28 protein-coding genes are annotated in these 25,140 nt (G+C 36.5%); 16 read left to right on the forward strand and 12 right to left on the reverse strand.

Features of this window, described 5'->3' with window-relative positions:
• Positions 1–371: 371 nt before the first annotated feature.
• Positions 372–1,316 (forward strand): 3'-5' exoribonuclease YhaM, encoded by a 945-nt coding sequence (gene yhaM, locus BK577_RS25370; RefSeq protein ID WP_078435596.1) that lies wholly within the window; start codon positions 372–374, stop codon positions 1,314–1,316.
• A 102-nt stretch (positions 1,317–1,418) separates the two neighbouring features.
• Positions 1,419–1,634 carry a sporulation YhaL family protein gene (locus BK577_RS25375; protein WP_078435597.1) on the forward strand — a complete coding sequence of 72 codons (216 nt, stop codon included), beginning with the start codon at positions 1,419–1,421 and terminating at the stop codon, positions 1,632–1,634.
• Between the two features lie 291 nt (positions 1,635–1,925).
• Here BK577_RS25375 and BK577_RS25380 read toward each other — a convergent pair whose 3' ends face one another.
• The gene (locus BK577_RS25380; RefSeq protein ID WP_078435651.1) at positions 1,926–2,786 is read right to left on the reverse strand and encodes a peptidylprolyl isomerase; all 861 of its coding nucleotides are present in this window, start codon (positions 2,784–2,786) and stop codon (positions 1,926–1,928) included.
• A gap of 387 nt (positions 2,787–3,173) precedes the next feature.
• Between BK577_RS25380 and BK577_RS25385 the strand changes: the two genes are divergently transcribed.
• Positions 3,174–3,260 (forward strand): YjcZ family sporulation protein, encoded by an 87-nt coding sequence (locus tag BK577_RS25385; RefSeq protein WP_051475522.1) that lies wholly within the window; start codon positions 3,174–3,176, stop codon positions 3,258–3,260.
• Positions 3,261–3,348: 88 nt separating this feature from the next.
• Positions 3,349–3,435 carry a YjcZ family sporulation protein gene (locus BK577_RS25390; RefSeq protein ID WP_078435598.1) on the forward strand — a complete coding sequence of 29 codons (87 nt, stop codon included), beginning with the start codon at positions 3,349–3,351 and terminating at the stop codon, positions 3,433–3,435.
• A gap of 99 nt (positions 3,436–3,534) precedes the next feature.
• On the opposite strand, the gene BK577_RS25395 is transcribed toward BK577_RS25390, so the two are convergent.
• Positions 3,535–3,714: a hypothetical protein gene (locus BK577_RS25395; RefSeq protein ID WP_026560322.1), complete on the reverse strand. Its 180-nt coding sequence runs from the start codon at positions 3,712–3,714 to the stop codon at positions 3,535–3,537.
• Positions 3,715–3,832: 118 nt separating this feature from the next.
• Positions 3,833–4,375, reverse strand: a complete 543-nt coding sequence (locus BK577_RS25400; RefSeq protein ID WP_169908509.1) for a DUF3267 domain-containing protein — start codon at positions 4,373–4,375, stop codon at positions 3,833–3,835.
• A 215-nt stretch (positions 4,376–4,590) separates the two neighbouring features.
• Between BK577_RS25400 and BK577_RS25405 the strand changes: the two genes are divergently transcribed.
• Positions 4,591–4,920: a DUF1878 family protein gene (locus tag BK577_RS25405; RefSeq protein WP_078435600.1), complete on the forward strand. Its 330-nt coding sequence runs from the start codon at positions 4,591–4,593 to the stop codon at positions 4,918–4,920.
• A 12-nt stretch (positions 4,921–4,932) separates the two neighbouring features.
• On the opposite strand, the gene BK577_RS25410 is transcribed toward BK577_RS25405, so the two are convergent.
• Both BK577_RS25410 and BK577_RS25415 read right to left on the reverse strand, forming a co-directional pair.
• Positions 4,933–5,511: an HTH-type transcriptional regulator Hpr gene (locus BK577_RS25410; protein WP_026560319.1), complete on the reverse strand. Its 579-nt coding sequence runs from the start codon at positions 5,509–5,511 to the stop codon at positions 4,933–4,935.
• Positions 5,512–5,936: 425 nt separating this feature from the next.
• On the reverse strand, positions 5,937–6,290 hold the full coding sequence (locus BK577_RS25415) for a YtxH domain-containing protein (RefSeq protein WP_078435601.1): 354 nt from the start codon (positions 6,288–6,290) through the stop codon (positions 5,937–5,939).
• A gap of 492 nt (positions 6,291–6,782) precedes the next feature.
• Here BK577_RS25415 and yhzF point away from each other — a divergent pair, with 492 nt between their 5' ends.
• The gene (gene yhzF, locus BK577_RS25420; protein WP_026560317.1) at positions 6,783–6,974 is read left to right on the forward strand and encodes a membrane protein YhzF; all 192 of its coding nucleotides are present in this window, start codon (positions 6,783–6,785) and stop codon (positions 6,972–6,974) included.
• A 70-nt stretch (positions 6,975–7,044) separates the two neighbouring features.
• On the opposite strand, the gene BK577_RS25425 is transcribed toward yhzF, so the two are convergent.
• From BK577_RS25425 to BK577_RS25435, 3 genes are all read right to left on the reverse strand, one after another.
• Entirely contained in the window at positions 7,045–7,569 is a 525-nt protein-coding gene (locus BK577_RS25425) for a tryptophan transporter (protein ID WP_078435602.1), read from the reverse strand.
• A 268-nt stretch (positions 7,570–7,837) separates the two neighbouring features.
• Entirely contained in the window at positions 7,838–8,917 is a 1,080-nt protein-coding gene (gene serC / locus BK577_RS25430; RefSeq protein ID WP_245823612.1) for a 3-phosphoserine/phosphohydroxythreonine transaminase, read from the reverse strand.
• A 159-nt stretch (positions 8,918–9,076) separates the two neighbouring features.
• On the reverse strand, positions 9,077–9,499 hold the full coding sequence (locus BK577_RS25435; protein ID WP_078435604.1) for an HIT family protein: 423 nt from the start codon (positions 9,497–9,499) through the stop codon (positions 9,077–9,079).
• Positions 9,500–10,141: 642 nt separating this feature from the next.
• On the opposite strand from BK577_RS25435, the gene BK577_RS25440 reads away from it, so the two are divergent.
• Genes BK577_RS25440 through BK577_RS25450 form a run of 3 tightly spaced genes read left to right on the forward strand, consistent with a single transcriptional unit; the run spans position 10,142 to position 12,805 of the window.
• Positions 10,142–10,888, forward strand: a complete 747-nt coding sequence (locus BK577_RS25440; protein ID WP_078435605.1) for an ABC transporter ATP-binding protein — start codon at positions 10,142–10,144, stop codon at positions 10,886–10,888.
• Positions 10,875–12,101 (forward strand): ABC transporter permease, encoded by a 1,227-nt coding sequence (locus BK577_RS25445; RefSeq protein ID WP_078435606.1) that lies wholly within the window; start codon positions 10,875–10,877, stop codon positions 12,099–12,101. The genes BK577_RS25440 and BK577_RS25445 overlap by 14 nt, the downstream gene beginning before the upstream one ends.
• Positions 12,098–12,805, forward strand: coding sequence for an EcsC family protein (locus tag BK577_RS25450; protein WP_078435607.1), 708 nt, complete (start codon positions 12,098–12,100; stop codon positions 12,803–12,805). Before BK577_RS25445 ends, BK577_RS25450 begins: the two co-directional genes overlap by 4 nt.
• Positions 12,806–12,931: 126 nt before the next feature.
• On the opposite strand, the gene BK577_RS25455 is transcribed toward BK577_RS25450, so the two are convergent.
• Entirely contained in the window at positions 12,932–14,137 is a 1,206-nt protein-coding gene (locus tag BK577_RS25455) for a M20 family metallopeptidase (RefSeq protein ID WP_078435608.1), read from the reverse strand.
• Positions 14,138–14,296: 159 nt separating this feature from the next.
• Here BK577_RS25455 and BK577_RS25460 point away from each other — a divergent pair, with 159 nt between their 5' ends.
• The 6 genes from BK577_RS25460 to BK577_RS25485 all read left to right on the forward strand — a co-directional run bounded on the left by BK577_RS25460 (position 14,297) and on the right by BK577_RS25485 (position 19,205).
• Complete coding sequence (locus tag BK577_RS25460) at positions 14,297–14,941, forward strand: phosphatase PAP2 family protein (protein WP_078435609.1); 645 nt, start codon at positions 14,297–14,299, stop codon at positions 14,939–14,941.
• Between the two features lie 424 nt (positions 14,942–15,365).
• Positions 15,366–15,752 carry a GntR family transcriptional regulator gene (locus BK577_RS25465; protein ID WP_078435610.1) on the forward strand — a complete coding sequence of 129 codons (387 nt, stop codon included), beginning with the start codon at positions 15,366–15,368 and terminating at the stop codon, positions 15,750–15,752.
• Complete coding sequence (locus BK577_RS25470; protein ID WP_078435611.1) at positions 15,749–16,651, forward strand: ATP-binding cassette domain-containing protein; 903 nt, start codon at positions 15,749–15,751, stop codon at positions 16,649–16,651. The genes BK577_RS25465 and BK577_RS25470 overlap by 4 nt, the downstream gene beginning before the upstream one ends.
• Positions 16,632–17,378 (forward strand): hypothetical protein, encoded by a 747-nt coding sequence (locus BK577_RS25475; RefSeq protein WP_078435612.1) that lies wholly within the window; start codon positions 16,632–16,634, stop codon positions 17,376–17,378. The genes BK577_RS25470 and BK577_RS25475 overlap by 20 nt, the downstream gene beginning before the upstream one ends.
• Positions 17,375–18,100, forward strand: coding sequence for a hypothetical protein (locus BK577_RS25480; protein ID WP_078435613.1), 726 nt, complete (start codon positions 17,375–17,377; stop codon positions 18,098–18,100). Before BK577_RS25475 ends, BK577_RS25480 begins: the two co-directional genes overlap by 4 nt.
• Positions 18,101–18,221: 121 nt before the next feature.
• Entirely contained in the window at positions 18,222–19,205 is a 984-nt protein-coding gene (locus tag BK577_RS25485; protein ID WP_078435614.1) for an aldo/keto reductase, read from the forward strand.
• Positions 19,206–19,266: 61 nt separating this feature from the next.
• Here the strand turns inward: BK577_RS25485 and BK577_RS25490 are convergent, their stop codons facing one another.
• The 3 genes from BK577_RS25490 to BK577_RS25500 all read right to left on the reverse strand — a co-directional run bounded on the left by BK577_RS25490 (position 19,267) and on the right by BK577_RS25500 (position 22,589).
• The gene (locus BK577_RS25490) at positions 19,267–20,301 is read right to left on the reverse strand and encodes a Gfo/Idh/MocA family protein (protein WP_139367467.1); all 1,035 of its coding nucleotides are present in this window, start codon (positions 20,299–20,301) and stop codon (positions 19,267–19,269) included.
• 123 nt (positions 20,302–20,424) lie between these two features.
• Positions 20,425–21,813, reverse strand: coding sequence for a hypothetical protein (locus tag BK577_RS25495; RefSeq protein ID WP_078435616.1), 1,389 nt, complete (start codon positions 21,811–21,813; stop codon positions 20,425–20,427).
• Positions 21,814–22,082: 269 nt separating this feature from the next.
• Positions 22,083–22,589, reverse strand: a complete 507-nt coding sequence (locus BK577_RS25500) for an antibiotic biosynthesis monooxygenase family protein (RefSeq protein ID WP_078435617.1) — start codon at positions 22,587–22,589, stop codon at positions 22,083–22,085.
• 150 nt (positions 22,590–22,739) lie between these two features.
• On the opposite strand from BK577_RS25500, the gene BK577_RS25505 reads away from it, so the two are divergent.
• Complete coding sequence (locus BK577_RS25505; RefSeq protein ID WP_078435618.1) at positions 22,740–24,884, forward strand: transglycosylase domain-containing protein; 2,145 nt, start codon at positions 22,740–22,742, stop codon at positions 24,882–24,884.
• Positions 24,885–25,140: the final 256 nt, after the last annotated feature.

A 25,140-nucleotide genomic window follows, 5' to 3' on the forward strand; every position in this document is an offset into this window, starting at 1 on the left:
ATAACAAAGGTACTAAACTTCCTCAAACAGGATAGAACCGAATTATGCTATACTAGCCATACAAATGATCTTTGAATCTTTAATGTGATTAAAGCTATTGATTTTAAAAATATTATAGGTTCTATAAGTACAAATATTTAAAGTTGATTGGAGCGGAAGGTGCGAGACTCCTGTGGGAGCAGCGTGGCAGGTGAGACCCCGCAGGCGTTAAAGCGACGAGGAGGCTCACCGCACGCCCCACGGAAAGCGAGCATCCTGGAGCTCCAATCAACTTAACCTAAAACAAGTACAAAGGAATAAAGTTTACGAAAACAGCCTTAATAAGAAATAGCTGAAGCACAGATAAACAACCATTGAGAGGAGAACTTAGGATGGGAAAAGGAATATTGCATCATGACATTGGGGAACAAGTAGAAGTTCACTTATTAATTAAGTCTTCAACAAAAGGAATTGCAAGTAATGGAAAAGCATTCTTAACATTAATCTTACAAGATACCTCAGGTGAAATAGAAGCAAAGCTTTGGGACGCTTCTCAAGAAGATGAAACCATGTATAGCCCTCAAAGTATTGTTAAGGTATTAGGCGATATTCATCACTATCGGGGGCGTAATCAACTGAAAATCCGAAAAATCCGTCCAAAACATGATGAAGAAAAAATTGAAATATCAGACCTATTAGAGACAGCACCAATTGCTAAAGATGTGATGAATGAAAAAATTACTCAGTATATATTTGACATGAAAAATTCAAATATCCAACGAGTAACAAGATATTTATTAAAGAAACATGGTTCAGCATTTATGGAATATCCTGCTGCAACAAAGAACCATCATGAGTTTGTATCAGGGCTGGCGTACCATGTTGTCTCTATGCTTGATTTGGCCAAGTCCATTGCCACTTTATATCCAAGCTTGGATACTGACCTGCTTTATGCTGGTGTAATCCTTCATGATTTAGGAAAAGTCATTGAACTGTCTGGGCCAATTAGTACAACCTACACGGTTGAAGGGAATTTATTAGGTCATATTTCGATCATGGTGAATGAAATCGCCAAAGCGGCAGAGCATTTACAAATTGAAGGGGAAGAAATTGTTGTTCTTCAGCATTTAGTACTAAGTCATCATGGAAAGGCAGAATGGGGAAGTCCAAAGCCTCCGATGATCAAAGAAGCTGAAATTCTCCATTATATTGACAATCTTGATGCAAAAATGAACATGCTTGATCGGGCACTTGAGCGAGTGAAGCCGGGTGAGTATACAGAAAGAGTTTTTGCTTTAGATAACCGTTCATTTTATAAACCTTCTTTTCATAAATAATTTTCTATGCAAATGAATAATGAAAGGCATAATATAAGAAATGTGATCATATGCTCCTAGAAAAAGGCTTGTCTTTTGTACAAGTTAAAGGGGGAAGCAGTAATGGTCATGTTGCCTTGGTGGATTTATTTATGTGTGATAGGAATACTCGTCAGTGGATATATGGCATTTAAAACATCGCGTCAGGATAAAATGATTGACGAAGATTTCATTGAAAAAGAAGGTCAAGTCTATCTTGATCGAATCGAGCAGGAGCGCCAAAAGAAAAAGGCCGTTCTCGAACAGCAACCACTACAAGATGATCAGTCTGCAAGCTAATTAGAAAATTTGGCTTGTCGCCAAGACCTTATGGTGAAAGCCATAGTTTTTCTTATACGCTCTGATAGTAAAAATAAGGCTCTCGAATAAACGAGAGCCTTATTTGTCGTTTAGGAAATTATAAAATTCTTGAACTGTGGAAAAGCGCTTCGACATCCAGCTCCAGCGCCTAGCCCCTCGAGGTCATAAGCCACAAATGAATTGAAGACAAAGAACGTCTTCTATTCATTTGCGTCTTATGCTTGTCGGGGCTGATCAAGGCGCTTGCGCTTTTGTTCCTTTGAACAATTCTTATTCCTTAGTTTCCTCAGCAGCTTCTTCAGCTTTAAATAGATCTTTTAAATCTTCATCTTTCACATCAACATTTGAATCTTTAAGGGTTTTGTCTAAAGCACTTTGCATTGTTTCTGGCTGTTGAACTTTTTGTTTGCGAACCTCTTCAGTTAGTGATTCTTTCATTTCATCCAACGGTTTTACAGTTTCAGTCACTTTAATGATATGGTAACCGAATTCAGATTTTACAGGAGCACTTACTTCTCCTTCTTTTAACTTAAAGGCTGCGTCCTGGAATTCTTTTACCATTGCACCTTCACCAAACCACCCGAGATCTCCTCCGTTTTGAGCAGAACCTGGATCGATTGAATGTTCTTTTGCAAGGTCTTCAAATTTTTCACCGGCATCAAGTTTTTCTTTTACTTCTTTTGCAGTTGCTTCATCTTCAACAAGGATATGGCTTGCTCTAATTTGTCCTTCTAAAGATTCGTGATAAGCTTTGATATCCTCATCAGTGACTTCAACTTCAGCTTCTGCAGCCTTCTTTCTTAACAAATCAACTTTGACCATTTGTTTCACAACATCTTCACCTTGTGCTTGGATGACACTTTCAAATTGCGCACCATATTGTGTTTTAAGATTATCAAATTCTTTTTGTACTTCATCATCTGTTACTTCATATTTATCGCTAAGTACCTTTTCGTGAACAAGTTCAGTCAGAACATCTCCACCGAAACGGTCTTTCATTGCTTCATAAAATTCATCTTTCGTAATATTTCCCGCTTTTGTTTCAACAACAACTTCTGAATCAGCATTGTTACATGCGCTTAACGCAAGTAAGCTTGTTGCTGTTGCTAGTACAATGGCAAACTTTTTCATCATCTTCTACAACTCCTAGTTAAATTAGATTTTTACTGGATCCAGCTTTTCTATGTAATGCCAGATTATATTAGAAAAACTTGGCTTATCGCCAAGCACTAATGGCGAAAGCCTTAGTATTTCTTATACTATCACCCATAAAATTTTATCTTTCTGATAGTACAAGAAATACTATACCATAATGAGTGTCGATCAAAAAGTTTTTTCGGGGAAAACGCTCTCTTTTAGTAGGGGTGAAAAATTATTCTAGTGAATTTCCCTGAAAAACAGAGGGTTAAAAAGGGATATTCCATTTATATAAACAAATACCTGGAACTGGGCTATCGTCCAATCATGGTGGGTTCATTTACATAGGATATATTGAAAGAAATAAAGGAGGTAATTGATATGGGTCACGCTTTTACAGGTAACTTTGCTTTGATTGTGGTGCTTTTCATTTTGTTAATTATTATTGGAGCTTCTTATCTTTACTAATTAAATCAATTAGTACGGGATAAATGCCTATACCATTAAAGAGGTTAAATCATAGGATATTGTACCAAGACGAAAGGGAGGTGTCATTATGGGCGGAGGAGCTTATGCAGGTGGTTTTGCGTTAATCGTTGTATTGTTCATCTTGTTAATCATCGTTGGTGCAGCGTGGTTATAAGATAACAAAAAAAGCTAACAGGTTCTCCTGTTAGCTTTTCTATGTATTTAAGCAATAAGGCCCCGAAGATCAACCAGTATGAGGCAAAACATAAAGCTTTTAGGTGTAAAGAACTTCAATATATGAAGAAATCAGCAGAATTGTAATAAGTACATTGATTGTTCTAAAAACCTTCGTTTGACGGTCTTCAGGAATCTCGCGAACTAAACACAATGTATTTGTAAGCTTATTTATGTAAAACAAGATAAAGACTGCAAACAAGATAAAGAAAATGATCACCAGAGATCCCCCTCCCCACATTATACATATTAGATTACCAAACTATTTATGAAAAAGATAGCATTGACATCTGATTTGCACAAAAATGTAAAAAAGTGACAAGAGTAATTGCCACTTCTTATCTATTGTTTTGGACTAGTACCTCATAACCATCCTCATACTCCTCAATCGTACAAACCTTTGGAGCGAATAATAGTTGTCTTAGTAATAAGAAATCGGGTACACACATGCCAATATGGAAGGCAAAAGCTATACTTAAATAATGGATATAGGCCGGAAAATAAATGCCTCCAATCACAAATAAAATGCTGAAGGTAAGAAACGGAGTTAATAAGGAAATGATCATTCGTTTCTTTTTTATTCCTTCACAAGCTTTGAGTTGGAAAGTAGGGAACACACGATAAAATTTAATATTAAACGATACACGACATCCGGTTAGTATTAACGGAAAAACATGTAGTAATTTGTGAACTGGCATCATGCAGACCAAAATAAACATAAATAATAAGAAATGTCCATCATCAAAATGAATCTTTGGAAATAGCAGGTTGATAGGTAAGTAGGTTAAAATAAAAACAAGAATCATTGTGATCATCGATATAAATAAAATTCTGTGTAGACCAATATCCCTTGAAAGGTTTATGGTTTTCCAACAGTACATTGTCTCACCATCCAAACATAATACAAAACTAATTACTAACATACTGTACGATGGTGAAAGGAAAAAATCAATAAGGAATTTTAGATGTAAACGATTTAAAAAAGAAAATGTGAAATTTAGCTCATCAACCTATGTATTTTGAGAAAAACTTCCTTTCGTGTAAGGAATACTATACAATAAAGAACAACAATGTGAGTTAAGAGAGAGGGTAAGGAATGAAGTCGATAGAAAAAAGATTGGAAACATTGGAATATTACCAATCGTTATTATTAAAAATAGTGGAGCCTGCCAAATTCCCCTTTTACCATTTAGTGATGTCGAAAGGATTAAGTAAAGAAGAAATTGAAGAAGTACTGATGATTTGCGAAGAACTTTCCAGATTACATGAAGAACAAAAAGCGCAAGGATTGGTGATCTTTACAGACCTCCTTACGCGATTTGCCGGCCAATTAAACCCGAAGTTGGATTTATATGAAACAATCCATGCATTACATAGACAAAACTTATACAGCTCCTTAATGGATGATTTTGTAGACCTAATGTAGTCTTCTTTTTCATTAAGGAGAAGAAATGAGCTGTTCAGACTTAGACTCTTTTTCTTGTTCACTATTAAATGAATCTTCAATGTTATGGAATGATTGTTCAAAAATTTCCATAAAGTCTTCGCCATAAATATTTCGAATGATACACATCATTTCCATCATTTCAGGAAATTTACCATATAAATTTTGAAGTGGTAAAGCCCCTTTTAAAACAGAGTTCCTGTCTGGACTAAAGTCTTCTAACAGTTTCGAAAGAACTTCTTCGCCTTGCTTTGTTAACTTAATATACGTGTTTCGCTTGTCATTAGCTTTTTTCGAGAACTCAAGATATCCTCTTTCCTCAAGCTTCTTTGAAAAGTTGAAAGCAGTAGAAACATGCATCACTCCGAATTTAGCAATCTCTGAAATGGATGCACCATTCAAATGATCAGCAATCCACAGAATATGATGCTCATTAATATTTAAATCATAAGGCTTAATCCACTGCTGCCAATCCTTTTCAATTGTTTTCCACAATGCTTTACTCAGCTGCGCAACACGTTGACTAAATAACAAGGCTTCTTTTACTGTATATTCCCTTTCGTTATGTTTCATCAGCCGTCACCCCTGATCTTCCAAATGTATTATTCTCTATTATGCCAATAAAATAAAGATTAATAAAGATATAAATTTACGAAATTTTTAAAAATTTTTAAAAACCCTATTATATCAATGGTTCAGCCATTAAAAAAAGTGTGAAGACATGGCTTGTCTATCACACTTTTTTATTACTTCAAAAATATTTCTAGCTGCACAGGAAACTATAAATTTCCTAAAACCTGCGGATAAGCGCTTCGACATCCAGCTCCGAAGCACAGGATGTGCAAGTGCAGTTTTCGCGACAGGACGTCGCGTTCTTAAACTGCCAGCGCCTAGCCCCTCGAGGTCATAAGACAATTTAGAATGTAGGCAAAGAACGCCTTCTATTCTAAATCGTCTTATTTGCCTTAGGCTAAACAAGTCGCTTACGCTTTTGAAAACTAGTTTAATGTTTTTTCAAGTTGTTTAATTCTGGAATCGATTTCTTCGATTTCTTTCATAATATTTTCTTTATGTGGTTCAGTGTCCTGTTGATACTGTTGAATGGACTTCATTAAGTCGGCGGAAACTTCTTTTACAACCTCAGAACTTTCTTTAGCCGTTTGAACTAATTGAACCTTTAGTGCTTTACTTTCTTTTTTTAGTTGGTTTACGAGATCTTCAATTTGCTTACGGTTTAGATTGATTTGACTGCGTAACTCTTTTCCTGATGAAGGGGTTGAGAGTAATGTGGCAATACCGCCGATTACACCTCCAACAAGTAATCCAACTAACAATGATTTATTATTTGACAAACTGTATCCCTCCATAACTATGTAAAATGAATTGGACATACTTACTTTCAACATACCCAAAGATGTCTTCTATAAACATTATACATACATATCGAAAGTATAGCATACCTATTTATTAAGTCGTTTATAAGTCCCGTGTTCCACGCTCTTCATGGACATGTTCAGAAATTCATGATGAAAAGGTACCGAGCAGGGGAATAGGTTTTTATAAGGTGTGAAGGACAGGATAGATGAGGGAGCGCTATGAAATGTCTTTCATGAGAGGGATGAAGGACAGAAGAAGGGAGAACTTCGGTAGAAATGTCTTTCATGAGAGGGATGAAGGACAGAAGTAGTGAGGATTTCCGTTGAAATGTCCCTCTTAAAAGGGATGACGGACAAAAGTAAAAGAACAGCCCTCTGAAATGTTCTTCATAAGTGAAACACGAAGTAAACTCTCCTGAAATAGCTCTTCCCAAATAGAATCCAAACTAAATATAAGGGGGGATGAGAATGTCAGGTGTCATCTTTTTATTTTTTGTCATTAGTTTATTACTCTTTATAGGTGCTTTTCATTACTTTAAACTACTGCAGCAATCAGCATCTTATCCACCTAAAAAAATAGTGAAACAAAAGGTGTCGGTACTTGCTACCGGGGGAGCAGCAATGCTGCTTATAGGGATTATTTTAATGATCTTTAATTGATAAAAAGAGATAAAAAAAGCAAGAAAGAGGATGAATCTATAAACATCCTCTTTCTTGCTTTGTATTTGTCTTAAGCGACTGTTATAATTCTTGAGCGTTTGAAAATAGCTTGAACAATTGGCAGGATAATAATCATCGCAGCGCCGTTCAATAATGTAGCAGGTAATACAACCGTTACGAATAATGTTGTAAAAGCTGCTCCGCCTGGTAGGCCAACAATTAATGATGCGGCAGTTAGGAAGACTGTTCCTGATACAATTGTGCCAATCACTGTGAGTACTGTTGCTGTTGCAACTTTTTGTGCAATTTTCTTAACTGCTAGAACTAGACCGAAAAATACGAATGCTGTTACCACTTTGTCAATGATGTTTGGAACGAATCCACCTGGGAATGCTGATGTTAATGCAGATAAAAATCCTGTCACAATACCTAGCAATGCAACATTTTTAATTGCAGGAAACATAATAATTCCGATAAACATCATAGTTAACATCATGTCGGGCTTCATACCACCGAAAAATGGAGGCATTACCATACTTAATACAGCTCCAATTGCAGCAAATAAAGATAAAATAACTAATACTCTTGTGTTCATTTTCTCATCTCTCCTCTTCTAATCTCCTAAACTCTTCTCCCCAATAGTGAACTCATTTCCTATTGCGAGAGAACTTATTTATTATTATAGCAACATTTATGCATGTCGTACAGAGGATTTATGCTGTCAAAAAATAGTGAGAGCTTGTGTGAGAGGTTTTTGTGGAATATTTTTAAGACATCAGACTTATGACCTATTAAAGTAGCAAATATTTATTTACAAACACAAAAAAGAAAAGGACAATCAAATCCTTTTCTCTGAAAATAGTTTAGCTATTTTGATTTTTAAATTCAGTCATGAATTCAGCAAGTGCCACACATGCTTCTTTTGGTACAGCGTTATAAGTAGATGCTCTGCAGCCACCGATTGATCTATGACCCGCCAGGCCGATGAATTGACGTTCTTTTGCTTCTTGAAGGAATTTCTTTGTAAGTTCTTCACTAGGCAGTGTGAACGTAATATTCATTAAAGAGCGACTATCATCTGTTGCATGAGCTTTATAGAAACCGTCGCTATTATCAATGGCAGAATAAATATAGCCCGCTTTTTCTTCATTGATTTTTTGAATGTTTTTTACTCCACCTTGTTCTTTAACCCATTCTAACACAAGAGATAGCATATAGATCGCAAACGTAGGTGGTGTGTTGAATAAAGAATTATTTTTAGCATGAGTTCGATAGTTTAAGATTGTTGGAACATCTTCTTTTGCAGATTCTAAAAATTCTTTTTTAACAATTACAACTGTCACACCAGAGGGACCAAGGTTTTTTTGAGCTCCTGCATAGATCATTGAAAACTTCTCAACATCAATTTCCTTACATAAAATATCACTGGACATGTCAGCGATTAGTGGAATAGGGCTGTCCGGATAATTCTGCCACTGAGTTCCGAAAATCGTATTGTTTGATGTGATGTGAAGGTAAGCTCCATCCTTTACTTCATCTAATGAATAGTCTGTTGGGATATGAGTATAATTATCTTCTTTACTTGACGCTAAGATTCTTGTTTCACCGAAAAATTTTGCTTCTTTTAGCGCTTTATCAGACCAAGCACCTGACATAATAAAGTGAGCAGTTTGCCCTGCTTTTAAGAAGTTCATTGGAATCATTGAGAATTGAAGACTTGCCCCACCTTGTAAAAATAAGACTTCATAGTTGTCAGGAATCCCTAAAAGTTCCCTAAGTAATGAGTTAGCACGATTGTGAACTTCTTCGTAATCTTTGCTGCGATGGCTAAGCTCCATAACAGACATGCCTGTATTTTGGAAATTAACTAGTTCCTTTTGTGCGCGTTCAAGCACTGGTAATGGAATTGCCGCTGGTCCTGCATTAAAATTATAAGCTCTCATGACTTGCCCTCCTTGATTAGAACGTAAAATAATACTCATATCCTATCATGAATAGAGGAGGAAATGTAGACTGAAAATTTTCATCTTTGTGAAAGTTAATGGATAAAACGGTTACATATACAGATGTATAAGAAAAGGCCGCTTTAAGCGGCCGAAAAGTTAAGATATACCATTATGAATTGTTGAAGCAATTTCCTGTAAATCCTGTGGAGTATACTCTTCTGTATGTGGTTTCCATACTGCACCAAAGCCATCGCCTTTACCATATCTTGGGATAATATGCATATGGTAATGGAAAACAGATTGTCCGGCTTTTTCACCGTTATTATTCAGGAGGTTTAAACCGATTGGTTGAAATTGTTCTTTTATCGAATTTGCAATTTTAGGGACAACCTCAAATAGTTTTCCGGCAATTTCAGGTGTAAGTTCATAGATATTTTCTTTATGTACTTTCGGCACAACTAATGTATGTCCTTTTGTTACTTGGCTAATATCAAGAAAGGCTATTACATGTTCATTTTCAAATACTTTTGCACTTGGAATTTCTCCATTGACAATTTTGCAAAAAATGCAGTCACTCATCAACTCACACATCCTTCAATTATTTTTCATGTTCAACATGTTTCAACATCATTTGTAAAGTAAGTATGTTATTGTTTCAATCAGAAATTATCTATGTATGAACAGCTATATTTTACCACAAGCATCTTTATATGAAAAAGAACAGAGTGAAACGAATGTTCACTCTGTTCCTGAAGAAGGGAAGAATAACTCATATAATGGGAAAAGTATCTTTGATAAACACCTCATTTAACATTTAGATTTAAATGTCATCTGATGTGAAATCGCCATTGTTCAATACAACCATCCCCTTGTTAAGTGATAAACGACCTAACATATGGAAAAGATTACTGTATTTTGACAAACACCTCATTTACAAAATGATGTTACATTCGAGCGTTTATTTCAAGAAAATAGCGGCCCGTAAACACCTCATTCCGTAAGTTGTTTATAAAGCAATGGTTCATACATTTTATCCCTTGAGTTAAAAGATATTGTCTGGAACAAACACCTCATTTATAAGGTTTTTTGTTTTGACAAGGATCCCTTCCTCACTAATTATAATGTCCGAAAGATCACAGGATATGCAAAAAAATTACGGTCAATATGAGCATGTGTTTTTGTTTTTTGATACTATAAAAAGAAAAAGGAGATCCACAAACAATGGCATTGTTAAAAATAGAAAATCTGACAGGTGGTTATACAAGAAATCCTGTTTTAAAGGATATATCATTTGAAGTTGAAAAAGGACAAATTGTTGGATTAATTGGTTTGAATGGAGCGGGGAAAAGTACAACGATTAAACATATTATCGGTACGATGGAAGCACATAAAGGACAAGTTTCCATAAATGGTAATACATTTGTGCAAGACTCAGCAGCTTATCGTTCACAATTCAGCTTTATTCCTGAAACACCGATTCTTTATGATGAACTAACATTACATGAACATCTTGAGTTAACGGCAATGGCCTACGGACTTGATAAAGAAACATTTCAAAAGCGTCTACAACCATTGTTAAAAGAATTCAGGATGGAAAAGCGGTTAAAATGGTTTCCTGCTCATTTTTCAAAAGGAATGAAGCAGAAGGTAATGATTATGTGCGCCTTTCTAATTGAACCTGAATTGTATATCATTGATGAACCGTTTGTAGGGTTAGATCCATTAGCGATAAACTCCCTGCTTGAGATGATGGATAAAGCGAAAAGCCATGGATCGGGCATTTTAATGTCTACACATATATTAGCGACGGCTGAACGGTATTGTGATGCGTTTGTTATTTTACATAATGGAAAAGTACGTGCAAAAGGAACATTGCATCAGTTAAGGGAACAGTTTGGTATGAGGGATGCTACATTAGATGATCTTTATATTCAATTAACAAAGGAAGATCAAGATGAAGAAAGTTAATGACATTTGGCAAACAAGACTTCATCAGCATATAAATGAAACAAGGTCCTATTTGAAATATATGTTAAATGACCATTTGCTTTTTGTGTTTATATTTCTTGCAGCAGGCGGGGCTTTAACGTATCAGAAATGGCTTGAAACATTATCACCGGATTTTCCGGCCGTCTTGATTATGACAGTGACCTTTGCATTTATTATGATCGCTTCGAGTGTGAGAACACTATTAAAAGAAGCAGATATTGTGTTTCTACTTCCGATGGAATATAAGCTAAATGAATACTTCCAAAAAGCTTTTACGTATAGCTTTATTACTCAAAGTTTTTTTGTTATCGTGCCGTTAATCCTTTTTACACCTCTGTTTTTTAAAGCAACAAATGCAAATGGACGCATATTGCTCATTAGTCTTGTTTTATTACTTTTGGTCAAATTTTGGAATTTAAGGGTAAGCTGGAGAATCAGTTACTTTACAGAAGCATCAGCAAAATGGGCAGATATCCTTGTTCGCTTAGCAATCAATATGTGTGTCATCTTTTTCATCTTTTCTCAAACATATATATTTGTGGCAATTTTATTTGTCGTTATGGCTGGATACGATGCCTATTTTTCAAATGCAGCAAAGAAAAAGGCGTTAAAGTGGGAGCCATTAATTGCGAGTGAAGAAGGGAAAAAACAATCATTTTACAAGCTGGCTAATTTGTTTACAGATGTACCAAAGCTAAAGAAGCAAGCCAAGCGCCGCGCCTACTTAGATTGGGTTGTCAGTCGAGTAAAGTACAATAAGGAAAATGTATATGAATATTTATTTATGAGAGCATTCATTCGTTCCGGAGATTATTTTGGGATTGTTGTAAGACTTACCATTATCGGCTGTGTTATTTTATCATTTATGGATCTCGAGCTTATTGGGAGTATTGTGGTATCGTTCATCTTTACATTTTTAACAGGCATACAAATCATGAGCTTATATAAGCATTTCGAATTGCTTGAGCTACCAAATCTTTATCCATATGCCGAGAAGAAAAAAATGAGCAGCTTTTTAAAAATTATTTGTAACATACTCCTCATTCAAGTCGTGATATATTCAGTTGTTACTCTCGTTAAATCAGATCTGATTATGTTTATAGAGGTACTCATTGCAACAGTTTTATTTGTTTATCTTTTTGTTTATGCCTATATGCAAAGTAGAATGAAGAAAAAGGATGTCGTTTCATGAGTTATGAACAACAAGCTGCAGAGGAAGCGAAATTATGGAAGCAAAAGCTGTTAAGAAAGCCGTCGTTTTTAGAACGCTCGTCAAAGAAAGCTCAGAGTAAAATCAATGGATTTATCCCTGAAAAAGTACATGCAACAGTGACTGAAGGGATTAAAAAAATGGTGGAAGCAACCTTAATAGGCTCAAATATGACGACATTTCCGAAAAAAGTTGAGAATCTGACCTTTGAAGAAAGGGAACAACTAGTCAGGAAGTCTATCGATGTATATAAGAAGACAGCTGCTGTTGAAGGGGCCTCAACCGGTGCGGGAGGGATTTTGTTAGGCTTAGCTGATTTTCCTTTATTTTTAAGTATTAAAATGAAATTTCTTTTTGAAGTGGCAAGTGAATATGGGTACAGCACGAAGGAATATGAAGAACGATTGTTTTTATTGTATGTTTTTCAACTGGCATTTTCGAGTGAAAAGCATAAAGAAGAGGTTCTCGATATAATTGAAAATTGGGAAATAAGAAAAGAAGTAGTGAAAGAATTAGATTGGCGAATTTTTCAACAAGAATACCGCGACTATATCGATTTGGTGAAATTGATGCAATTTCTCCCGGGTGTCGGTGCTGTTGTTGGCGGAGTTGCAAACTACCATCTTGTCCAACATTTAGGGGAATGTGCGATAAACAGTTACCGATTAAGAATATTTTCAGATTAGAAAAACACGACTTACCGCCAAGAATGGCGAAAGTCGATGTCTTTTCTTATACTATCATCCATAAAATTTATATAATTTCTGATAGTATAAAAAATAAGGGCAGTCACACCGACTGTCCCTATTTTTCTAGTTTGTTTTTGCTAATGATTCCTGCTTAAAATTCGATTGATACTGAATCACAGCTGTACAAAGTGTTTTTGCAGCAACAAGCAATGCTCTTTCATCAATATCAAATTTAGGATGATGATGTGGATACGCATGTTCGGTATGAAATGGTCGGGCACCGGTAAAGAAAAAAGTCCCCTTTACGTGTTGTAAATAATAAGAAAAATCCTCTCCACCCATTTGCAAAGGACTCTCTTCCACTTCATGAACACCCGGGACCTTGCCTGCCACTTCCTTTAAGAAATCTGTTTCTTCTTCATGATTCACAACGGCAGGATAACCTCTGAAAAAATCATAACGATATTCAGCCTCATTCATTAAACAAGTTCCTTTTACAACTTTTTCAATTTCATATTCGATTTGCTGCCGGACATCTTCATCAAAGGACCTCGCTGTTCCGATAAGAGTTGCTGAATTGGCAATGATATTAAATGCATTTTCTGCCATGAACGAACCGACAGTTACAACAGCTGAATGGACTGGGTCAATCTTACGGCTAACAATTTGTTGAAGACTTGTGACAACCTGAGATCCTATTAAGATGGCGTCTTTTGTTTTATGAGGCTGTGCTCCGTGACCGCCTTTACCTAGGATATTAATTTCAAACCGATCGGCAGCAGCCATAATTGGACCAACCCTATACTGAATTTTACCTACAGGTTCAGTTGCCCAAAGATGTGTTCCGAATATAACATCCACTCCATCTAAACACCCATCTTGAATCATCGGAAGAGCTCCACCAGGGGCATATTCCTCTGCATGTTGATGGATGAGCACGATATTCCCTTTAAGCTGCTCCCGATTTTGAAATAGAATCTTAGCCAACACTAGCAATGTGGCTGTATGTCCGTCATGGCCACAAGCATGCATAACACCAGGTACAGTTGATTTGTATTCAACTTCTTTTTCATCTTGAATGGGAAGTGCATCAAAATCAGCGCGCAATGCAACAGTCGGACCGGGGGACGCACCCTTTATTGTGGCAACAACACCATTTCCACCTACATTTTCCCTCACATCAATTCCAAGATTTTTATAATAATCAGAGATATACTTAGCGGTCATCACTTCTTGGAAAGAAAGTTCAGGGTGCATATGTAAATACCGGCGGATGTTAACCATTTCAGAAAAATGAAGATCAAGTTCGTTGTAAAGATGATTAATCATGTGAAATACCTCCTTTGAAAAAATGTTGAAAAAGCGATATAGAATCATATGTTCTAAACATAAAATGTATTAAAATAGGATTGGAAAATTAATAATTAGCTAGATTGTATTGAAAAATATAACAAAAGACAAGAGAATTGTTTGAGAAGAGAGAATGTTTTGAAAATAAAGGTCATACTAGGTTTACTTGTTTTAGCTTTTCTATTCGTCATTCTCCTCATAAAATGGAATCTGGTGAATGATATTGATTCAACAATTGGTGAACATATCTATCATCTCCACGATCATCCTGTTTCAACGATTATATCAGGTATGGGGGTGATTGGCTCAACTGTTGGAATTATTTCTACCTTATTTCTATTTATGTTTATTTTAGCCTGGCTAGAAAAAAGCTTTGTTTCAGCGGCTGTGTTATTTTTCACCGTTCTCTTCGGAAACATTGCTAATAAAGTATTGAAAGAAATTGTAGCAAGAGAACGACCGGTTTTTCCTCAGCATATAGAAGACAGCTACAGTTTTCCAAGTGGCCACGTCATGGTTGGGGGACTTCTTCTTGGTATGATCGCCTACAATCTGGTAAAAAGAACAAGCCAAAAGAACATCAAACAAGCAATTTTAACGATAACTTGCCTTTTAATCCTCCTTATCGGTTTTAGCAGACTTTTTGAAGGAGAGCATTTTGTTACAGATGTGATTGGTGGAATCCTTGCAGGAAGTATTATGTTGATAGGAATGATCAAGCTTGATCGGCTGGTGCATCAAATGGTTAAGGTTAGAAAGCTTAGGAAGGATGTCGCCATGTAAAAGTTTAGGCAGTGAAACTAAATAATTTTGATTAACAGCCCTAGCTGGATATGGGGCTGTTTTTTGTGTTCTGTAAAAGGGAAAGCTTTTTCTATGTTATTTATAAGGGTGGGGTGTAGGGGGGGTGTTTGTATGAAAGAGATGGAAGACAGAGTGGTCGATAAAAGAAGGAGAAATGTCCTTCATAAGTGAGATGAGGGACAAAGTGATCAATAAAAGAGGGAGAAATGTCCTTCATAAGTGAGATGAAAGACAAAGTGGATGACTAAAGTGAGAGAAATGTCTTACATAAGCGGGATGAAAGACAAGTAGACAAGCTAAACATGAAGAAATGTCTTTCATGAAGTCGATGAACCATTGCAAATAACTGGTAATTATGATATAGTACATTACATCAGTAATGCACTAAGGAAGGGGGCTTTGTTTGATAATGGATTGGGATCATACTAAGCCGATATATATCCAAATCGCGGAATGGCTTGAGACGGAGATTTTAAAAGGGCACCATAAGCAGGATGAAAAAATCTATTCTCAATACCAGCTCGCAGACATGTTCAACATTAATCCAGCAACAGCCGCCAAGGGGTTAAACATATTAGCTGATGAAGCCATTTTGTATAAAAAGAGAGGGTTAGGGATGTTTGTTTCGGAAAATGCGAATGAGATCATTTTAACGAAAAGGAAAAATCAAACATTAAAACGATTAGTCCATGATCTGGTTATAGAGGCAGAACGACTTCATGTAGGTGAAGCGGAATTAATTGCTATGGTGATAGAAGAAAATAAACATCGTAAAGGGGGTACATCATGAGTGTTATTGAATGTAATGGACTTTCGAAAAACTATGGAAAGAAGAAGGCCTTAGATGAAGTTTCATTTGTGATAAAAGAAAATACGATTACAGGTCTTATTGGAAGGAACGGGGCCGGAAAAACAACACTTCTAAAACTGATCGCCGGCTTTATCCATCAAACAGAAGGTGATATTAAGGTGTTCTCAAAGAATCCATTTAATTCACTAGCTGTGTCAGCAAATAGAATATACATAGATGACCAAATGAATTTTCCCAATACCTTAACCCTTCAGGATATTCTTCAATCGGCAGCTTCGTTTTACGTAAATTGGGATCAACTATTAGCAGAGAAACTATTTAATTATTTTTCCTTTCATCCTTCTTTACGTTATCAGCAGCTCTCTAAAGGAATGAAAAGTACGTTTAACATGATTATAGGCTTATCCGCCCGATGTCCATTAACAATATTTGATGAGCCGACAACAGGTATGGATGCATCGGTGAGAAAGGATTTTTATCGTGCATTATTAAAAGACTATCTGGCTTACCCAAGAACAATTATTCTTTCTAGTCATCTATTAAATGAAATAGAAGATTTACTTGAGGATGTCCTGTTACTAAAAAATGGGGGAAAATGTCTTCATTTATCAATTGAAGAACTTAAAGAATACGGGGTTTATCTGCAAGGGTCTGACAAATGTGTAAGAGAACTCGCCGGGGACAAAGAGATCCTGTATGAAAAAAGTCTAGGCCAAGACCATTTGCAACTAGGTATTAAAAATGACCTTACAAACCGGGAGATACAGCAAGCTTCTTCAATGGGTGTTCATATTTCACCAATCTCAGCCGATGATGTGTGTACGTATTTAACGAATAAAACGATTGGGGGAATTGATGATGTCTTTAACAGAAGCTAAGCTTTCAGAGATTGTGAGGAAACAATTTATGTATAAAGTGAAAGCGTATATGAGTGTTTTCAGTTCCTTACTCGTTGTTCAGGTCATTAGTCTATTGTTATCAACAAACGGAAGTAGAATGATGGGAACTAGCTATAACGGTTTTTCAATAGATATTAACTATTATACAGGTGATATCAGCATTGTTTTTACGTTGATCTGGAGTTTTATTACAGCGATTATTATTACAACTAAAGCCTATCGTAATGATGATTTTACATTCGTGTCAAATAGGTTGAGTAGTCATTTATCAAATGTAGTCTTTTTACTTTTTGCTTCTGTTATAGGAGGAGTAACGGCTGTTTTATCTGGTCAATTGTTTAAGGTAATCATGAATGTATTTTTAAGAGATGGATATGTAATGGGAAGTGCGATTCCTTTACCAGAGCTGTTTTTGAGTGCGATCGTAAGCATTTTGTACGTGTTTTTGCTCGCATCATTAGGTTATTTTGTTGGGATGCTTGTTCAGCTAAATCGTTGGTTTGGTGTTATACTTGCGACATTCATAATTGGCTATATGATCATTGGAACCAACACAGGCCAAGAACCGAAAATGGTTGTTGAGGTATTTACCTTTTATGTACAGGAAACGGCTCTATTTCTCTTTTTGATTAAAATACTAGTAACAACTGGTTTATTATTTTTCCTTTCTAGTATTCTTACAAACAAGCTGGAGGTGAGACAATGATTGTGGCTACAATTTTACCGTTTGTACTGCTTTTAATCATCATAGCCCTTATATATTTATTTGCAAAGAATATTGGACGAATTGCTTTTCTGCAAAAGCTAAAATTGAAATGGATATTAGTCGTTTACGGAGCTGTCTTGTTGCTGGCACTGATCTCCAGTTATTTCATGCCTGTGGGTGAATCATTAGTATATAAAAATGTTTCGGAAACAGAAAGAGATGAGGCAGAAAGGGCAGGAGCAGCGTTAGTAAAGGCTGCATATGATCGGGAAAACATTAGGGAGAATACAATTGAAGGTGTTGAGATCAATCATCAGTCAACCATTCCATTTGAAGGGAATCAACTTGAACTATCTGTAGAAGAAACATTTGGACCCCTCACTATCCTTGTTGAACGGAAAGAAGAAAGTGACGATGAAATAGAATTCATTGAATATCACACAAAAACAATTATCGAAAATCTTGACCTAACCGATGAATTTGATCCACTCTCTGTTTCGATTGAAGAAGACTTATTAAGAGTGATGAACGGTGGGGGAAAAGATATAAAGATCGGAATGTTTGATAAAGAATTTACAATCTCTCAGTTTACAAGTGATCAAGGATTGGAGTTATTTAGTGATTCACATCATGTATGGGGTGAGCATGTGCTTTTTCTTCGTATTCCAAAGAATGTAAAAATCATTGATGAATTCGATTATGTTCAATATGTTAAGGAATAAGCCGGCTCTTATGAGTTGGTTTTTTCTTATTTCTTTTCCGCTCTAACTTTTTAAAGGAATAAATCACCCAATCACGAATATAAAAAATAGAGCAAATGAAAAGGTTAGGAGAGGGAGAAGAATGCAATACAAAACATTAGGAAAAAGTGGTTTGCTAGTTTCTGAGCTATGCTTAGGGGCAATGACCTTTGGAAAAGAAATGAATGAAGAAGACTCTATTAACATGGTTCATCGTTTTCTTGACAAAGGTGGGAATTTTATTGATACGGCTGACGTATATGTTGGCGGAGAGTCTGAAAAAATCGTCGGGAAAGCCATTAAAGAGCGTCGTTCAGAAGTTGTCTTAGCGACAAAAGTAAGAATGAGAGTGGGACCGCATCCGAATGATTTTGGATATTCACGTCGTCGCATCATGGAAGGGATTGATCAGAGCTTAAAGCGTCTAAATACAGATTATATTGATCTTTATCAACTGCATGTATGGGACCATTTAACACCGATTGAGGAAACAATCCGAACTTTAGACGATCTTGTGAGTTCAGGAAAAGTAAGATACATAGGCTGTTCCAACTTTTTAGCTTGGCAAATGATGAAAGCATTATCTTATAGTGATTTTCAAAATATGGTGAGATTTATTTCGATTCAGCCACAGTACAGTTTAATTAATCGTGAAATGGATCGTGAAATTCTTCCGTTATGTAAAGAAGAAAATGTAGGTATCATCCCATGGGCACCAATTGGTGGTGGTTTCCTCACAGGCAAATATAGAAAAGGAGAATCTCCGAATAGCGGCAGGCTTTCGAACGGAGTTGGAGAATCGAGCTGGGAAAACCGCGCAAACGAGAAGAACTTTGCTATTTTAGAAGCGGTACAGGAAATTGCTCATTCATTAGATAAAACTCCTGCACAAGTTGCGTTAAGGTGGCTTCTTCAAAAAGAAGAAATTACTTCTCCGATTTTTGGTGCGAGCAGCTTAGAGCAATTTGAGGAGAATATGGGAAGTATCGGTTGGGAGTTAACAGCAGAGCAATGGAATCAATTAGATGAAATAAGTAAGCTTCCAAGCGAATATCCAACTCGATTTCTTGAGAAGTTTAAAAGATAAAGTTGTTTAAAAAAGATCAGGAAGAAAAGGTGAATGCCTTTTCTTCCTATTGATGTTAACGCTAACAAATATCCTCAATGAAAACCTTCTTACCAGTCCGAGCGCTTTCGATTGCAGCAAATACCATTGCCATACTTTTAATATTGTCTTCACAATCTGTTTCAGCTTTCCGGTTTTGTTCTAACGCTGAAAACATTTCGTCTAAGCAGCCCCAATGTCCTTCATGACCGGAATAAGTATCTTCCGCTTCTTTTCGAATAACTGGACGGAAAAAGTCAGTTGGCTTTGTTTCGTCAACAACTTCATAATAAGGAAGGTGAAATCCATCCCATTTCGCTGTTCCTTTACTGCCGATGACACGCCAGTCCGATTCCCAGGATGTATTTAATCCTTCAGCACTCCAGGATCCCTGATATGTGAATACCACTCCATTGCTCATTTCAAAGATACAGGAAGCCGACGCATTACCTTTGTACCAGGAGCTTGATGGATTGTATTCATGACAATAAACAGACACAGGATCTGCATTGGTTACATACCTTGCTTGATCAAATGTATGTATGGCCATATCAAGAATGAGTGGACTATCCATTGCTTCACGAAATCCTCCAAAATGAGGTCCCAGGAAAAAGTCAGCGTGAATAGAGTTAATGTGACCAATTTCATTATTAGCAAGGATTGAGCGTAACGCACGGATTTGTTTGTTATATCGTCTGTTTTGCATAACTGTGTAAGTAAATCCGGTATTGCGTGATATGTCCAATAATTCACGTGCATCCTTCAATGATTCTGCCATTGGCTTTTCTCCGAAAACATGGCAGTTTGCTTGTAAGGCAGTTGATACAATTTGCTTATGAGCCGCTGGAATGGTGACGTCAAAGACAAGGTTAACATGTTGATGAGCAGCTAGAGCTTCTCCTAAATCTGAATAAACAGGTACCTGTAATTGTTTACTAGCAGCCATTGATGCTGCTGTTTCAAGATGAACATCAACAAATGCAACTATTTCTGCAGAATCCCTTTGTAAGACATAGTCAATCCATGTATTAGCCATGCTGCCACAACCTACAACAATAATCTGATGTTTCAAAAAAATTCCTCCCCTCACTAGTATTTTAGTTGAAATGAGAGACAAATCACAGGAAAGATTGTTAACATCAGGAAGAAATTTTCAAAAAGGGATGACACGGAATTCCCGGCCCATCCTTTTTAAAAATTACTATAAAAGAAACATAGCAACAATGGTTGTGATAATTAGTCCAATGGCTACTGGAAGCAAGTTCCTCCTGGCCAGCTCAAACGGATCGACCCCACAAATTGCGGCGGCAGGTATGAGTGCCCAAGGGATGATCGTGCCCCCGCCAACCCATATAGCCGTTACCTGACCTAATGCGGTTAAAGTAGCAGTACTAACACCAATTGCTGCTGAGAACAACTGGGCAATGGATCCCGCTAAAGAGATACCTGAAAAGCCTGAACCATCCAACCCGGTTAAAATACCAACACCTGTTAATGTGATGGCTCCAACTTCAGGAGTTAGAGGGACTATGGTTGCCAATGCAACACCCAGGTCATTAACAATTCCTTCCGAGCTTTTTGGGAGATATTCTCCAATGATTGTGTAAAAACCTGCATCACCTAGATAGAAGAAGGCGGCAATAGGGATAACAGGACCGAACACTTTAAATCCGAATTGAAAACCTTGAACTAAATAATTAGTAGATTCTTCAAGACCCTTTTTCTTATGTGTTAAGCATGTGGTCAAAATTAAGATAAGAAGCGCTGTTCCTCCTATTAAGGCTGTAGCATCACCGCCTTGTAAGTTCAATGTAATCATTAACAAAACATCAACTAAAAAGATCAAAGGGATGAGAATAGCCAACATCCTTTTTACTGAAGAGGATAAAAGACTGTGATCTGCTTCTTCGTTTGCCGTTTCTGTAGAAACGGTCGGGAAAGACTTACCTAATTTCATATCTCTTCTTAATAAGAAGAAAGCTGTAACTGTAGTAACAAGCCCCATCGTAATGACGAGTGGAACACTTGCCCCAACAACGTCTCCTACAGGAATTCCTGCCGCATCTGCTGTTAGTTTTGGAGCTGCTTGAATAATAAAGTCCCCGGACAATGCGATTCCATGGCCAAATAAATTAATCGCAACGGCAACTCCAAGCGCTGGCAGACCGGCTCTAATCGCTACTGGTAATAAAACCGCTCCTATTAATGCAACAGCTGGTGATGGCCAAAAGAAAAAGGAAATAATCATCATAAGGATTCCGATCGTCCAATATGCAGTAGCTGGATTTTTTATAATCTTGGAAAAAGGAGCAATCATTACTTCATTAATTCCTGATTTCATCAGAATTTTACTCATTGCAACGATAATCGAAATAACGAGAATTGTAGGCAATAATTCAGTAATGGCAAAAATAAAACTATTAAACAAACTTGAAATTGAATCACTAACAGATAAGGTTGAGAAAGCTGCTACAGAGAGAATGCCAACTATACAAACAATCGTTGTATCACGACGAAATAACATAAAGCCAATGATACCAATGATAAAAAATAAATAAACCCAATGAATGAGTGTTATTTCAACCCCCATTTTTCATCACTCCTTAAGCAAATGCCTAAAAGGTATTTATTACACTTTATGACCAATGTTAGGCAGGTGTGAGAAAGGGGAGAAGGATATTTTTTTCATATAAACTCGTTGTTTGTCAAAATTGTAGAGAATTTGTGTAACATAGGAAAATGTAGGGTAAAGTTATGTAGAAAGAAGTTGTCATTTCCAAGGAAATATTGTCAAAAGTACTGCGAGTTAAACAAAAAAAGACAGTCCTGCATGACTGTCCCTTGCTTATTCGTCTGAAGTTAATTTTCAATAGCAACTTTCGTATATGTTGTAACATATGAAGGTCGTGGAAAAATAGATTTTCGATCAATACCCTCTTCACTGCCTCTTTTTTTATGAGCGTGTTCATATGCTTTTGAATCCTGCCAAGCCTTGAAGTGTTGTTCACTTTCCCATAGTGTTAGAATAATATACGTGTCACCACGAGTTGGACGCAAAACACGAATGGCGGAAAATCCGGGTTCTTTTTCGATTAATCGAGCTCTTTCGCTAAATCTCTTTTCAAACAGTGGTCTACCTTCATCTGAAACAGGGATATTATTTAAAACGGCAAAAGTACCGTTCGTGATAATACCGGTTGAGTCTAATACATCGTATTTTTTAGGTTCATTAAAGATGGTTGCGCCTTCAGTTTCATGAAAAAGAACGGCTGTATCTTGGTTTGCCATCAGTAATAATGTCTCATTGCTATGCTTTTTTACCAATTTTTCTAAATAATCGACTGTTCCATATGTAACGTAAAGCATCTTATGATTCACCTCAGTTTTTTTGTCTTAACACTTAAGAGTTCTTCAATGACATTATAACAATGACCTTTATTATTTTTCCAATTGTAATGTTTTTAACACATATACATACCTAATTTTAACAATACTAAGCTTAAAAGGGGTGATGATATGAAAAGAAAGTTCATCTTATCAGCGATCGCAGTAGTCTCTATTGTCATCTTCGCTCTTCTCGGCTATCTTTTTATCATATTCATGGGTAATTATGTCATAGATGAAGAAAAACTCGTTATGAATACAGCATCTAAACTTGTTGATGAAGAAGGAAATGAAATAACCAAACTTTATATAGAAAACCGTGAACTTGTTGATATATCAGATATTCCTGAATATGTTCAACAGGCATTTATCTCTGTAGAGGATCAACGTTTTTATGACCATCATGGTATTGATATTAAAGCGATTAGCCGTGCTCTTTACAAGGATATTCTTGCCGGCGGGAAGGTAGAAGGCGGCAGTACGATTACTCAACAGTTAGCCAAAAACATCTTCCTGACAAATGATAAAACATGGTTGAGAAAAACTAAGGAAGCGATTATAGCTGTGAACCTGGAAAAACGGTACAGCAAATCAAAGCTGCTTGAAATGTATTTGAATCAGGTTTATTTTGGGCATGGTGCATACGGAATCAAAGCTGCTGCGAATCTTTACTTTAATAAAGATGTTTCAGAGTTAACGTTAGAGGAGGGCGCATTACTTGCAGGTATACCAAAGGCTCCTTCCACTTATTCTCCAATAGTTAATAGTGAAAAAAGTAAGGAAAGAAGAGATACGATTTTAAGTTTAATGGGAGATCAACGCTATATTTCTTATGAAGAGGCTGTAAGAACCCAAGGAAAAACAGTGAAGCTTCAAGTGAATAAGAAGCAGGAGAATCCATGGCTAACAACATATGTTGACATGGTTTTTGATGAAGCAAAAGAAAAATATGCCATATCGAATGAAGAACTGCTAAGAGGCGGCTATACAATTAAAGTGCCGCTTAAGGTGAATCTCCAGCAATCTGCATATGACTTATTCCAAAAAGCTGAATATTTTCCAGGAACAGATAAAACCGCTCAAGGTGCCTTTGTGTTAATGGATAATAAATCAGGTGGTATCATAGCCGCTATTGGTGGTCGTGATTATGTGCCAAAGGGATTAAATCGCTTGAATATAACAAGACAACCCGGGTCTACATTTAAACCCATAGCTGTTTATGCACCAACGCTGGAATCAAAACTTTTTCAGCCATATTCTCTATTAAAAGATGAAAAATTATCGTATGAGGATTATTCTCCACAAAATGTTGATCAGCAATATGCAGGGGAAGTTTCAATGTTCGATGCCATTGTTTCTTCAAAAAATGCTGCGGCTGTATGGGCTTTATCTGAACTAGGTATTAAAGAGAGCAAGGAATACTTGCATAAAGTAGGAATTGATATTAAAGATGATGGATTGGCAATTGCGTTAGGTGGATTATCTGAAGGTGTTACACCACTCCAAATGGCAAATGCCTATCGAACTTTCACTGCGAATGGAAACTATAGTGATACGTTCCTTATTAATGAAATAAAAGATCGGAATGGTAAGGTCATTGCTAAGCATCAATCTCAACCAAAACCAGTATATTCCCCACAAACTGCTTGGGATATGACACGAATGCTACAGCATGTTGTAAGTGAAGGTACTGCGCAAAATGGTGCGTTTAGTGGAGAACTGGCAGGTAAAACCGGTACAACCTCTTATCCAGGTGTAAAAGGGGCTGCAAAAGATGCGTGGTTTGTCGGATACACTGAGAATGTTGTTGGGGCTTTGTGGATGGGCTATGATAAAACAGACAAAGACCATTATTTGAAACACGGAAGTTCTTATCCAACCAAATTATTTAAGGATATCTTAACTGAAGCTGATTGGGACCAAAACGTAGCTTTTTCCGTTCCGGAAGGTGTAGAAGACTTGGAAAGTCCGATAAGAATGAAAGAGATTGAAAAAGTGAATGCAAAATATACGTTTAAGCCATTAGGGTTGATTACATTAACATTGGAATGGGAACCTTTATCAGATGAACGTGTTGAATATCGAATATACGAATCCGTACAAAATGATGAAAAGAAACTTGTTGGAACTGTAACAGGAAAAGGATATTATGAAATTCCATTTGCGAACGTTTTTTCGAATTCAACATATTCTGTAGCTCCCTATAATGTTCAAACAAATGAAGAAGGAAAACAAACATCAACCGAAAAACCAACATTATTTAGTGCGAAAAATTGATATAACGGTAATTAAGGAAGAAAGTATTTAATTTTGTACTTAGTTTTGGTGTCTAGCTCCAGCGCCTATCGCCTATCAAACTTCAGATCATCTCCCTACGATAAGTCAACATCGGTTTGCTTCGCTTACCGTGTTTCCTAAATCTTTAGTCGATGCTCCTCCAGTTTGTACGGCGATGATCAAGGCGCTTGCGCTTTTGTAATGTTTTCGTCTTTTTTTTGACATTTGCCGATCTAAGCTATACAACCGGAAATGA

It is taken from the genome of Metabacillus halosaccharovorans (assembly GCF_002019635.1).
In the GTDB taxonomy this organism is placed as follows: domain Bacteria; phylum Bacillota; class Bacilli; order Bacillales; family Bacillaceae; genus Metabacillus; species Metabacillus halosaccharovorans.